A 12,238-nucleotide genomic window follows, 5' to 3' on the forward strand; every position below is an offset into this window, starting at 1 on the left:
CCCGCGGCTCAGCGCCTGTCGCGCCGGACCAGGCCCTTGAGGAAATTGCGCAGCAACTGGTCGCCACAGGGACGGTAGTTACTGTGGCCGGGGGCGCGGAACAGCGCGTTGAGTTCCCCCTTGGTCATCACCAGCCCGGCGTCGTCGAGGATCGCCAGCAGGTCGTGGTCGCGCAGTTCGAAGGCCACCCGCAACTTCTTCAACACCAGATTGTTGGTCAGCGGCAGTTCCAGCGGTGGCAGCGGCCGGCTGTCGTCGCGGCCGCGGCGGTGGATGATCAGGCCGTCGAGAAAGCGCGCCAGCACTTCGTCCGGGCACTCGCGGTAACCGGGTTCGTCCTCGCGGGCCAGCAGCGCGGCGACTTCGGCCTCGTCCAGCGCCAATCCGGCCAGGCTGGCGATGGCGGCGACCTCGCGGTCGGCGATGTCGAGGCTGTAGCGCAGGCTGCGCAGGATGTCGTTGTTGAGCATCGGTAGTGTCCCGGTTGAAAGAAAAAGCCCCGCAAGGCGGGGCTTTCGGCGGCTCAGGCCAGCTCGGCCCAGAGATCGTACTCGTCGGCGTCGGTGATGCGCACGCGCACCTTGTCGCCCGGCTTCACGTCGAAGGTATCGATGTAGACGGCGCCGTCGATCTCCGGGGCGTCGGCCCAGGAGCGGCCCACCGCGCCTTCGGCGTCCACTTCGTCGATCAGCACTTCGATTTCCTTGCCCACCTTCAGTTGCAGGCGCGCGGCGGAAATCGCCTGCTGGTGCGCCATGAAGCGCTCCCAGCGCTCCTGCTTGACGTCATCGGGCACCGGCTCCAGGCCCAGGTCGTTGGCCGGGGCGCCTTCCACCGGGGAGTACTGGAAGCAGCCGACGCGGTCGAGCTGGGCTTCGGTCAGCCAGTCGAGCAGGTACTGGAAGTCTTCCTCGGTCTCGCCGGGGAAGCCGACGATGAAGGTCGAGCGGATGGTAAGCTCGGGGCAGAGCTCGCGCCACTTCTTGATGCGCGCCAGGGTCTTGTCCTCGAAGGCCGGGCGCTTCATGGACTTGAGCACTTTCGGGCTGGCATGCTGGAAGGGGATGTCCAGGTAGGGCAGCAGCTTGCCCTGGGCCATCAGCGGGATGACGTCGTCGACGTTGGGGTAGGGGTAGACGTAGTGCAGGCGCACCCACACGCCCATGCTCGACAGCGCTTCGCACAGCTCCAGCATGCGCGTCTTCACCGGCTGGCCGTCCCAGAAGTCCAGCTTGTACTTCAGGTCCACGCCGTAGGCGCTGGTGTCCTGGGAGATCACCAGCAGTTCCTTGACGCCGGCCTTGACCAGGCGCTGGGCCTCGCTGAGCACGTCGCCCACCGGGCGGCTGACCAGCTTGCCGCGCATCGACGGGATGATGCAGAAGCTGCAGCTGTGGTTGCAGCCCTCGGAAATCTTCAGGTAGGCGTAGTGGCGCGGGGTGAGCTTGATGCCCTGCGGCGGCACCAGGTCGATCAGCGGGTTGTGCTCGGCCTTGGGCGGCACCACCTCGTGCACGGCGCTGACCACCTGCTCGTACTGCTGCGGGCCGGTGACGGCCAGCACACTGGGGTGCACGTCGCGGATGCTGTCCTCGGCCACGCCCATGCAGCCGGTGACGATGACCTTGCCGTTCTCGGCGATGGCTTCGCCGATGGCGTCCAGAGATTCGGCCTTGGCGCTGTCGATGAAGCCGCAGGTGTTCACCACAACGACGTCGGCGTCCTCGTAGGTGGGCACGATCTCGTAGCCCTCCATGCGCAGCTGGGTGAGGATGCGTTCGGAGTCGACCGTTGCCTTGGGGCAACCGAGGCTGACGAAACCGACTTTGGGCGTTGCGGTGGACATGGGCGGCTAACCTCTAAGGGCGCGCTGGCGGCGCCTCTGATCAAAAAGTGCGCAATTCTAGCGGCAGCCCGCGCGCTTGACCAGCCTCCGTGAGACAAGCTGCCGCAGCGGCCGGCGAAAGCGCCGGCAGACACAGGGTAAGGGCGGCAAACACCTTCTATAGTCACTCAGATTAGGTTTTCGTGGCTCTTGCATCGCCGGGCCCGTCGGCGCAGGATGCGCCGAATTTTTCCTAGAGGAATTTTGTTACATGTCCAACGCCAGCGCTGGAACCGCGGAGCAGCAGGAAAACCATTCAAGCTCCGCCCTGGGCATGATGGTGGCCGCGGTGGGCGTCTGCTACGGCGACATCGGCACCAGCCCGCTGTACACGCTCAAGGAAGTCTTCGTCGGCGGCTACGGCGTGCAGGTGGGGCACGACGCCATCCTCGGCATCCTCTCGCTGATCTTCTGGTCGCTGGTCTGGGTGGTCTCGATCAAGTACGTGATCTTCGTCCTGCGCGCCGACAACCAGGGCGAGGGCGGGGTGATGGCGCTGACCGCGCTGGCGCGCCGCGCCGCCCACGGCTATCCGCGGCTGAGCTCGGTGCTGGTGGTGCTGGGCCTGTTCGGCGCCTCGCTGTTCTATGGCGACAGCATGATCACCCCGGCGATCTCGGTGCTCTCGGCGATCGAGGGCCTGGAGATCGCCTTCGACGGCCTGGAACACTGGGTGGTGCCGCTGGCGCTGATCGTGCTGGTCGGCCTGTTCCTCATCCAGCGCCACGGCACGGCGCGCATCGGCATCCTGTTCGGCCCGGTGATGGTGATCTGGTTCGTGGTGCTGGGCGCGCTCGGCCTGTACGGCATCTACCAGCACCCGGTGGTGCTGAACGCGATGAACCCCTACTGGGCGGCGAACTTCTTCATCGTCCACCCGGGCATCGGCGTGGCCATCCTCGGCGCCACCGTGCTGGCGCTGACCGGCGCCGAGGCGCTGTACGCGGACATGGGCCACTTCGGCCGCAAGCCGATTTCCCGCGCCTGGTTCGCCCTGGTGCTGCCGGGCCTGGTGCTGAACTACTTCGGCCAGGGCGCGATGATCCTCTACAACCCGGAAGCCGCGCGCAACCCCTTCTACCTGCTGGCGCCGTCCTGGGCGCTGCTGCCGATGGTGGCGCTGTCCACCGTGGCCACGGTGATCGCCTCCCAGGCGGTGATTTCCGGGGCCTTCTCGCTGACCCGCCAGGCCATCCAGCTGGGCTTCGTGCCGCGCATGTTCGTGCAGCACACCTCCAGCCAGGAGCAGGGGCAGATCTACATCGCCGGGGTGAACTGGGCGCTGATGGTCGGCGTGGTGCTGCTGGTGCTGGGCTTCGAGTCCTCCGCGGCGCTGGCCTCGGCCTACGGCGTGGCGGTGACCGGGACCATGCTGGTGACCACCCTGCTGATGGGCGTGGTGCTCTGGCTGCACTGGAAGTGGCCGCTGTGGCTGGCCATTCCGTTCTTCTGCATGATGCTGCTGGTGGACGTGCTGTTCTTCTCGGCCAACCTGCCGAAGGTGGTGCAGGGCGGCGCCTTCCCGGTGGTGGCCGGTATCGCCCTGTTCATCCTGATGACCACCTGGAAGCGCGGCCGCCAGCTGCTGGTGGAGCGCCTGGACGAAGGCTCGCTGCCGCTGCCGCTGTTCATCGCCAGCATCCGCTCGCAGCCGCCGCACCGCGTGCAGGGCACCGCCGTGTTCCTCACCGCGCGCTCCGACGCCGTGCCCCACGCGCTGTTGCACAACCTGCTGCACAACCAGGTGCTGCACGAGCAGGTGGTGCTGCTCACGGTGGTCAACGAAGACAGCCCGCGGGTCGCCACCGACCGTCGCTTCGAGGTGGATGCCTACGGCGAGGGCTTCTTCCGCGTGCTGCTGCACTTCGGCTTCATGGAGGACCCGGACATCCCGGCGGCGCTGAAGTACTGCCACCTCAACGAGCTGGACTTCAGCCCCATGCGCACCACCTACTTCCTCAGCCGCGAGACGGTCATCCCGTCCCGGCGCATCGGCATGGCGCGCTGGCGCGAGGGGCTGTTCGCCTTCCTGCTGAAGAACGCCAACGGCAACCTGCGCTACTTCAACCTGCCGCTGAACCGGGTGATCGAGCTGGGGACGCAGGTGGAGATCTGACCGGCTTTATCGGGAAGACGAAGCGCGCCTGAGGGCGCGCTTTTTAGTTTCTGGGGGCCTCGCCAATCGACCGTGCATGGGATCGGCCGATCGCGGACGGAGCCCGCTCCTACGGTTCCAGGATGCACGGCTTTTCGTAGGATGGTGTTGAGCGAATCGATACCCATCAGCGCAACCGCATGGGTTTCGCAAGCTCAACCCATCCTACGGGGCTCCGTCCGCGATTCGCGCGCAGGTGCGGGATGGCGCGGTTACTCCGGCCGCGCCTCGCCGGCGCCGGGCAGCATGCGCACCAGGGTGTTGTCGCGGCTGATGAAGTGGTGGAACAGCGCGGCGACGGCGTGCAGGCCGATCAGGAAGTAGCCGATGTTGCCGACGGTCTCGTGCACGGCCTTGACCTGCTTGGCCAGGTCCGGGTTCTCCGCCACCAGCGGCGGCAGTTGCAGGCCCCAGAAGGGGATCGGCTTGCCGGCGGCGCTGAGGATGGTCCAGCCGGCCAGCGGCAGGCCGATCATCATCGCGTAGAGCGCCACGTGCACGGTCTTGGCCAGCAGCATCTGCCAGGCCGGCGGGGCGGGCACGATCGGCGGGGTGGGGTAGATGAAACGGCCGATCAGGCGCAGCCAGACCAGGCAGAACACGCTCAGGCCGAGCATGAAGTGCCACTGGCTTAGCAGGGCGCGGGTGTCGCTGCCCTTGGGGTAGTTGCCCTTGAGTTCGATGCAGGTGTAGACGCCGGCGATCAGCACCAGCATCAGCCAGTGCAGGGCGATGGACAGGCTGCCGTAGCGGCGCGGGTAGGGGGGCTGGCTCATGGAAACTCCTTCTCTTCAGGCTGTCCCGCTCGTGGCGGCGGGTCGGGGCAGCTTGCGTCCGCAGCCTGAAGCCCGGCTGAAGACGCAGCCAATGCCTGAAGTGTAAGCCAGCCTTCGGCTCAGGACTCGTTCGGCGGCACCTGGCGCGCGCGGATGGCGTTGACCAGGCGCTTGGCCAGGGCCGGGTAGTTCTCGTCGAAGTGATGGCCGCCGGGCAGCTCGAGGTTCTCGCCGATGGCCTGGGGCTGGGTGCAGCCGCTCTCGTCCTTCTCGTCGATGCCGTACACGCAGAGCACCTTGGGCCCGGGCATGCGCGCCAGTTCCGGCCCGGTGGCGGCTTCCTGGCCGGCCTTGCCCAGCCAGCCCTGCACCTCGATCTCGAAGCTGCCGCTGCGCGCCAGGGCCAGCAGCAGCACGGCGCTGACCTGCTGCTTGTCGGCCTCGGGCAGGCGGTTGTAGATGGCCGGCAGCACGTCGGCGCCGAAGGAGTAGCCGGCCAGCACGAAGTGGGTGGCGCCCCATTTCTCGCGGTAGTGCTGCATCAGCAGGGCGAGGTCGGCGGCGCTCTGCTCGGGGCTCTTGTGCTCCCAGAAGTAGCGCAGCGCGTCGATGCCCACCACCGGGTAGCCCAGTTCGGCCATCTGCCCGGCGACGTCGCGGTCCAGGTCGCGCCAGCCGCCGTCGCCGGAATAGAACAGGGTGACGGTGGGCGAGGGCTTGGCGGCCGGCACCTCGACCACCGGGAAGTCGTCGCCGCTGCCCTGGATCAGGCGCTTGAGCTGGTCGTCGAGGACCACCGGCAGGCTGTCGTAGTAGTTGGCGATGACGGTCTCGGCGTTCTGCTGACTGCGGGCGAAACGCGCGGTCCCGTCGTCCGGGTTGTCGTTCCAGGCCGCGGTCCAGTGGCCGTGGGGCGCGCTCTGCGGCAGCTTGGGCGCGGCGCAGTCGGGCTTGTCGAGGGCGAAGCCGACCGACAGGGCCTTGGCCTTGTCGCTGTTCTGCCCGGCCAGCCAGCGCCAGGCCCAGGCGCCGCCCTGGCGCACGCCGGCGACCAGGGTCGGCTGGGCGTCGAGCAGGTTCTGCGCGGCCTGCACGCGGTGCTGCTGGGCCACGCAATCGTTGTCCGGGAAGAGGAACTGCACCACCCGGGCGCCATTGTCGTGGGCCAGGGCCAGCAGCTGGGCGTCGTCCAGCTTGTTATCCTGGGGCACCGCCAGCAGCACAGTGGCGGTCGGGTGCCTGGCGGGAATGGCCAGGCTCACCGGGCTGCCGTCGGGCAGCTTGCCGTGCTCCAGGCGCGCCTGGGACAGCGGGTGGAACCACAGCGCCACAGCTGCGGCGGCAGCGACGACTATCAGCAGCAGGACGATGGCCAACAGGCGCCAGCGACGTTTCGACATATCAGCGTTTCACCAGTCCGGACAGGCCGCCCGCGATCAGGGCGGCGGTATCGGCCAGCGCCACCAGCGGATCCAGTCCGGCGGGCACGGCCAGGTAGCGGGGTTCCCAGTCGGGCTGGAACTTGTCCTTGAAGCGACGCAGCCCCTGGAAGTTGTAGAACTGTTCGCCGCGGTGGAACACCAGCGCGCCCAGGCGCTGCGTCAGCGGCGCGCCGCGGCGCGGCTGCAGGCCCGAGAGCGGCACCATGCCGAGGCTGAAGCGGGCGTAGCCGTGCTCCTTGTAGTGCAGGATCAGGCCGAGCATGAGGAATTCCATGGTCATCTTCGGCGCGTCCGGCACTACGCGCATCAGGTCCAGGCTGGCCAGCCCGTGGCTGGCGGTTTCCAGCAGGTTGACGAAGGCCACCGCGCGGCCCTGGTGGCGCACCACGGCGACGCGGAAGTAGCGCAGGTACTCGGGGGTGAAGCGGCCCAGGGAGAAGCCCTTCTCGCGGGTGGCCTTGCCGCCCAGCCAGGCGTCGGAAATCGCCCGCAGCTCGTCCAGCGGCGCCTGCCCGGCTTCGTGGAACTCGATGGCCAGGCCGTCGCGCTGGCCGCGGTTCCAGGTGTAGCGCAGGTCCTTCATGTCCTTGCCCTTGGCTTCCAGGTCGAAGCGCTGCAGGTCCACGCGCGCTTCCTCGCCGAGCTTGAGGGCGGTAAGGCCGATGTCCATGTAGAACGGCAGGTTCTCCGCGCGCACCTGGTAGAACACCGGGCGCGCGTGGTGCAGGTCGCAGAGGTCGCGGAACTGCCAGATCAGCTCGGCGCGGGCCTGGGTCGGGCCGATGGGGTCGTACAGCGCCACCAGGCTGCGGCCGCGGCGGGCGTACATGAGGAAGGCGTCCTGGCTCGGGTGGAACAGCAGGGCCTTGTCGCCGGACAGCGCCAGGCCGCCGTCGGGCTGCTCGGAGCGGGCGAGGATGGCGGCGGCGCGGTCCAGTTCCTCGGCGCTCGGCTCGTGGATCGCTGGCGGCGAGGTGCGCAGCAGCCAGGTCAGGCCCACCGCGGCCAGCAGCAGGCAGCTGCCCAGCAGGGCGCGCAGGCCGCGCGGGGCGTCGGCGTCGAGGGCGAACTGCCACCACAGCTCGTGGCTGTAGGGCACGTCCTGGTAGGCGAACAGGAACAGCCAGATGGAGCTGGCCAGCACGCAGCCGGCGGCGGCCAGGTACAGCGGCGAGAAGGGCACTGCCATCAGCCGGCTGCGGCGGTAGAAGGAGCGGCGGAAGATCGCCAGGAGCAGGGCGGTGACGCCGAGGATCGACGCTTCCTCCCAGTCCACGCCCTTGAGCAGCGACAGCACCGCGCCGCTGAGCAGCAGCACCAGGGTGATCGCCCAGGCCGCCGACAGGCGCCGGCGCAGGCCCTGGGCCAGCAGCAGGCAGAGCACGCCGATCAGGCTGGCGGCGAAGTGCGAGGCGTCCACCAGGCGGTGCGGGACCAGGAAGTCCAGCTCCTCCAGGCGGGTGTCGATGGACGGGGTGGCGCCGGAAAACAGCAGGACGATGCCGGAAATGAACACCAGCACCGCCAGCACCGGCGCGGCCAGGCCGGAGGCCACGCGCATCGCCTGGCGCGCCAGGAGCATGCGCCGCGCCTCGACCACCAGCAGCAGCAGGCAGGCCAGCAGCAGCGGCAGCACCACGTAGATCAGGCGGTACATCAGCAGCGCGGCGGCCAGCGGCGCGGCGCCGATCTGCCCGGAGAAGGCCGCCAGTAGGATCGCCTCGAACACCCCGACGCCACCGGGCACGTGGCTGAGCACGCCGGCGGCCAGGGCGATCATGTAGACCAGCAGGAAGGCGCCGAACGGCGGCGCCTCGGGCAGCAGCAGGTAGAGCACGGTGGCGGCGGCGGCCACGTCCAGCGCGGTGATCAGCAGTTGCAGCAGCGACAGGCGCAGGCCCGGCAGGCGCACCGAGCGGCGGCCGATGCGGATCAGCTGGCTGTCCGGCGACGGCTGTTCCGCCTCGCGGCGCCGCTCCATGCCGATCACCAGCAGCACGCAGAAGGCCAGGATCGCTACCGCCAGGACCGCTACCAGCCACTGCGGCAGGCGTAGCGCCAGGGCCGCGTCGGGCAGGTCGCTGAGCGCGGCCATGGCCGCCAGCACCGGCAGCGCGCAGCCCAGGGACAGGCTGGCGAACAGCGTCATGCGCGCCACTTCCATGGCGTTCAGCCCGGCGCGGGCGTACAGGCGGTAGCGCACCGAGCCGCCGGAGAGCATCGACAGGCCCACCGCGTTGCCGATGGCGAAGGCGCTGAAGCCGCCGGTGAGCAGCGTCGGCAGCGGCAGCTTCACCCCGGCGAAGCGGGTGGCCGACCATTCGTAGCCGAGCAGGCAGACGAAGCCGGCCACGGTGGCGGCCAGGGCGCCGAGCAGGGCGTTGCCGGGGATGTCCAGCAGGGCGTCGTGCAGGGAATAGGGATCGATGTCGCGCAGCAGGTGGTAGCAGGCCACCAGCGCCAGGGCGAAGAGCAGCAGGGTGACGCCGACGCCGATGGCCTGGCGATGGGCGCCGAGCCGCTCGAACAGGCGGGAGCGGGAAGGAGCGCTGGCAGTTTCCGGAGTCTCAGGCGCGGTGGAGTCGACGCGCATCGGGCACCTCAATGGCTGTTGCGCGACAGGTGGGGGCACCCGCGCGAATTCCCAAGTCCATGGGAACAAATGACTGCAATTATGGGGGCCGCGGCCTGGATCAGGCTCGGTCTTTTTCCGCTGTAACGAAAAAAGCCACTCCGCAGAGTGGCTTTTTTCTATGTTGGTTGCGGGAGCTGGATTTGAACCAACGACCTTCGGGTTATGAGCCCGACGAGCTACCAGACTGCTCCATCCCGCGCCGGCCATTTTACTCGGGATGAACACCCTGTCAATCGATTTCTGCTTTCCGATCAATTATTTAAATTGAGCGCAAACGAAAAAGGCCACTCCGAAGAGTGGCCTTTTTCTATGTTGGTTGCGGGAGCTGGATTTGAACCAACGACCTTCGGGTTATGAGCCCGACGAGCTACCAGACTGCTCCATCCCGCGGCGGCCATTCTACTCAGGACGGCTACCCTGTCAACCGTTTTTTCAGAAAAACTGGTTTTTCTTCAGATGCTTAGCGAAGCGGGGCCGCAGCGGGCGGGCGGCGCAGGCGTTCGCGCCGTTTTGCATTACCATGGAAGCCTTCAGCTAATGCGCTGGAACGGACGGGGTATCTCCTCCGAGTTCCGGCGCTATCCCCTCCGAGCAGGTTCCGCGTTGAGTTCCCGGCAGCGAAAGATCATCCACATCGATTGCGACTGCTTCTACGCCGCCATCGAGATGCGCGACGACCCGAGCCTTGCGGGCAAGCCGCTGGCCGTGGGCGGCTCGCCGGACAAGCGCGGGGTGGTCGCCACCTGCAACTACGAGGCGCGCGCCTACGGCCTGCACTCGGCCATGGCCATGCGCACCGCGGTCAAGCTGTGCCCGGACTTGACCATCGTGCGCCCGCGCATGGACGTCTATAAAGGCGTGTCGCGGGAAATCCACGGGATCTTCCGCGACTACACCGACCTCATCGAGCCGCTGTCCCTGGACGAGGCCTACCTCGACGTCAGCGACTGCCAGCAGTTTTCCGGCAGCGCCACGCTGATCGCCCAGGACATCCGCCGGCGCGTCTGGTCGTCGCTGGGCATCACGGTTTCCGCCGGGGTGGCGCCGAACAAGTTCCTGGCCAAGATCGCCAGCGACTGGCGCAAGCCCAACGGCCTGTTCGTGGTCACCCCGGAGCAGGTCGAGGACTTCGTCGCCGAGCTGCCGGTGAAGAAGCTCCACGGCGTGGGCAAGGTCACCGCCGAGAAGCTGGCGCGCCTGGGCGTGCAGGACTGCCGACAACTGCGCGACTGGTCGCGCCTGGCGCTGGTGCGCGAGTTCGGCAGCTTCGGCGAGCGCCTGTGGAACCTCGCCCGTGGCATCGACGAGCGCCCGGTGCAGGTGGACAGCCGGCGCCAGTCGATCAGCGTGGAGAACACCTTCGACCGCGACCTGCCCGACGTCGACGCCTGCCTGGCCGAGCTGCCCGGCCTGCTCGACGAACTGCAGCGGCGCATGCAGCGCCTGGACGCCAGCTACCGGCCGGGCAAGCCCTTCGTCAAGCTGAAATTCCACGACTTCACCCAGACCACCCTGGAGCAGGCCGGCGCCAGCCGCGACCTGGACAGCTACCGGCTGCTGCTGGCCCAGGCCTTCCAGCGTGGCGAGCGGCCGGTGCGGCTGATCGGCGTGGGCGTGCGCCTGGAAGACCTGCGTGGCAGGGCCGAGCAACTGAACCTGTTCTGAGCGTTGCCGGCGTTGGGTAAAAGTCCGATCATGCGCAGCGCGTAGCCAGGGCCCCGAGCATGCGAATCCACGTCACCTTCACCGACCGCGTCGGCATCACCCAGGAAGTCCTGGCGCTGCTGGGCGCGCGCAACCTGAATCTGGACGCGGTGGAGATGGTGCCGCCGAACGTCTATATAGACGCCCCCGAGCTGCGCCAGGAAGTGCTCCACGAACTGCACGGCGCGTTGCTGCGGGTACGTGGCGTGCTCTCGGTGCAGATCGTCGACATGCTCCCCGGCCAGCGCCGCAGCCTGCACCTGGACGCGCTGTTGGCGGCCATGGGCGACCCGGTGCTGGCGGTGGACGCACAGGCCCGGGTGCTGCTGGCCAACCCGCGGTTGATCGACCTGTGCGGCCGCCAGCCGGCCGGCGAGTCGCTGTCCACCCTGTTCGACGAACCGGGCCTGGCCGAGCACCTGATGGAGAAGGGCTTCCGCCTGCCGATGCACGAGGTCAGCCTCGGCGGCCAGCCGCTGCTGCTGGACGCCACGCCGATCCGCGGCTCCGGCGATGCGCTGGACGGCGGCTTGCTCACCCTCTACCCGCCGAGCCGCATCGGCGAACGTCTGTCGCTGCTGCACCACGACCACGCCGAGGGCCTGCAGGGCCTGATCGGCCGCTCCGCACCGCTGATGCAGCTGAAGGCGCGGGTGCGCAAGGTCGCCGGGCTGGACGCGCCGCTGCTGATCCAGGGCGAAACCGGCACCGGCAAGGAACTGGTGGCGCGCGCCTGCCATGCCCTGAGCGCACGCCGCGAGGAACCCTTCCTGGCGCTGAACTGCGCGGCGCTGCCGGAAAGCCTGGCCGAGAGCGAGCTGTTCGGCTATGCCTCCGGCGCCTTCACCGGCGCCCAGCGCGGCGGCAAGCCGGGCCTGCTGGAGCTGGCCGACCGCGGCACAGTGTTCCTCGACGAAGTGGGCGAGATGTCGCCCTACCTGCAAGCCAAGCTGCTGCGCTTCCTTAGCGACGGGTGCTTCCGCCGCATCGGCGGCGAGCGCGAGGTACGGGTGAACGTGCGGGTGCTCTGCGCCACCCACCGCAACCTGGCGAAGATGGTTGGCGAAGGCAGCTTCCGCGAAGACCTCTACTACCGCCTCAACGTGCTCAACCTGCAAGTGCCGCCGCTGCGCGAGCGCGGCCAGGACATCCTGCTGCTGGCCGAGCACTTCCTGCGCCTGGCCTGCACGCAGATCCAGCGCCCGCCCTGCCGCCTGGCGCCGGAAACCCACCCGCTGCTGCTGGGCAACCGCTGGGCCGGCAACGTGCGCCAGTTGCAGAACAAGATCTTTCGCGCCGCGGCCATCGGCGAGGGCGAGGTGATCGGCGTCGAGGACCTGGAAGTGGCCGGCACCGAGCTGGACACCCGCCAGGCCGCCGACGAGGAGGTCACCAGCCTGGAGGAAGCCGTGCAGCAGTTCGAGAAGTCGCTGCTGCAACGGCTCTACGCGGCCTACCCCTCGACGCGCCAGCTGGCCGCGCGGCTGCGCACCTCGCACACCGCCATCGGCCAGCGCCTGCGCAAGTACGGGATCGGCGAGCGCTGAGAGTGGAACGATTTCGCTCCAGTGGAGCGTTTTCGTTCCATTTGGCGGCGGCCGCGCCAGCCGGGGCCCTGATGCGCTAAAGGCCAGGAGACTG

8 protein-coding genes and 2 tRNA genes are annotated in these 12,238 nt (G+C 68.4%); 3 read left to right on the forward strand and 7 right to left on the reverse strand.

The window, feature by feature from the left end; translation table 11 throughout:
- Positions 1-8 precede the first annotated feature (8 nt).
- Together PM1_RS07760 and rimO are read right to left on the reverse strand one after the other, a co-directional pair.
- Positions 9-470, reverse strand: a complete 462-nt coding sequence (locus tag PM1_RS07760) for a DUF1456 family protein (RefSeq protein ID WP_009616860.1) — start codon at positions 468-470, stop codon at positions 9-11.
- Between the two features lie 53 nt (positions 471-523).
- Positions 524-1,846 (reverse strand): 30S ribosomal protein S12 methylthiotransferase RimO, encoded by a 1,323-nt coding sequence (gene rimO / locus PM1_RS07765; RefSeq protein ID WP_009616861.1) that lies wholly within the window; start codon positions 1,844-1,846, stop codon positions 524-526.
- 250 nt (positions 1,847-2,096) lie between these two features.
- On the opposite strand from rimO, the gene PM1_RS07770 reads away from it, so the two are divergent.
- Positions 2,097-4,001 (forward strand): potassium transporter Kup, encoded by a 1,905-nt coding sequence (locus PM1_RS07770; RefSeq protein ID WP_009616862.1) that lies wholly within the window; start codon positions 2,097-2,099, stop codon positions 3,999-4,001.
- Between the two features lie 251 nt (positions 4,002-4,252).
- On the opposite strand, the gene PM1_RS07775 is transcribed toward PM1_RS07770, so the two are convergent.
- The 5 genes from PM1_RS07775 to PM1_RS07795 form a co-directional block, all read right to left on the reverse strand.
- Entirely contained in the window at positions 4,253-4,816 is a 564-nt protein-coding gene (locus PM1_RS07775; protein ID WP_009616863.1) for a cytochrome b, read from the reverse strand.
- Positions 4,817-4,935: 119 nt separating this feature from the next.
- Complete coding sequence (locus PM1_RS07780; RefSeq protein ID WP_009616864.1) at positions 4,936-6,216, reverse strand: virulence factor family protein; 1,281 nt, start codon at positions 6,214-6,216, stop codon at positions 4,936-4,938.
- A 1-nt stretch (position 6,217) separates the two neighbouring features.
- Positions 6,218-8,851: a bifunctional lysylphosphatidylglycerol flippase/synthetase MprF gene (gene mprF / locus PM1_RS07785; RefSeq protein WP_009616865.1), complete on the reverse strand. Its 2,634-nt coding sequence runs from the start codon at positions 8,849-8,851 to the stop codon at positions 6,218-6,220.
- A gap of 164 nt (positions 8,852-9,015) precedes the next feature.
- Positions 9,016-9,092: transfer RNA gene (locus PM1_RS07790), tRNA-Met, on the reverse strand.
- A gap of 114 nt (positions 9,093-9,206) precedes the next feature.
- A tRNA-Met gene (locus PM1_RS07795) sits at positions 9,207-9,283 on the reverse strand.
- Between the two features lie 147 nt (positions 9,284-9,430).
- Between PM1_RS07795 and dinB the strand changes: the two genes are divergently transcribed.
- Entirely contained in the window at positions 9,431-10,558 is a 1,128-nt protein-coding gene (gene dinB, locus PM1_RS07800; RefSeq protein WP_009616867.1) for a DNA polymerase IV, read from the forward strand.
- A gap of 59 nt (positions 10,559-10,617) precedes the next feature.
- Positions 10,618-12,144, forward strand: a complete 1,527-nt coding sequence (locus PM1_RS07805; RefSeq protein ID WP_009616868.1) for a sigma-54-dependent transcriptional regulator — start codon at positions 10,618-10,620, stop codon at positions 12,142-12,144.
- Positions 12,145-12,238 lie beyond the last annotated feature (94 nt).

It is taken from the genome of Pseudomonas sp. M1, from assembly GCF_022760135.1.
GTDB classification, from domain to species: Bacteria; Pseudomonadota; Gammaproteobacteria; order Pseudomonadales; family Pseudomonadaceae; genus Pseudomonas; species Pseudomonas citronellolis.

Excerpts from the sequence above, each read along its gene's own strand:
- mprF (WP_009616865.1), bottom strand. The coding sequence starts at position 8,851 with ATGCGCGTCGACTCCACCGCGCCTGAGACTCCGGAAACTGCCAGCGCT.
- PM1_RS07760 (WP_009616860.1), bottom strand. The coding sequence starts at position 470 with ATGCTCAACAACGACATCCTGCGCAGCCTGCGCTACAGCCTCGACATC.
- PM1_RS07780 (WP_009616864.1), bottom strand. The coding sequence starts at position 6,216 with ATGTCGAAACGTCGCTGGCGCCTGTTGGCCATCGTCCTGCTGCTGATA.
- PM1_RS07770 (WP_009616862.1), top strand. The coding sequence starts at position 2,097 with ATGTCCAACGCCAGCGCTGGAACCGCGGAGCAGCAGGAAAACCATTCA.
- PM1_RS07775 (WP_009616863.1), bottom strand. The coding sequence starts at position 4,816 with ATGAGCCAGCCCCCCTACCCGCGCCGCTACGGCAGCCTGTCCATCGCC.
- PM1_RS07805 (WP_009616868.1), top strand. The coding sequence starts at position 10,618 with ATGCGAATCCACGTCACCTTCACCGACCGCGTCGGCATCACCCAGGAA.
- rimO (WP_009616861.1), bottom strand. The coding sequence starts at position 1,846 with ATGTCCACCGCAACGCCCAAAGTCGGTTTCGTCAGCCTCGGTTGCCCC.
- dinB (WP_009616867.1), top strand. The coding sequence starts at position 9,431 with ATGCGCTGGAACGGACGGGGTATCTCCTCCGAGTTCCGGCGCTATCCC.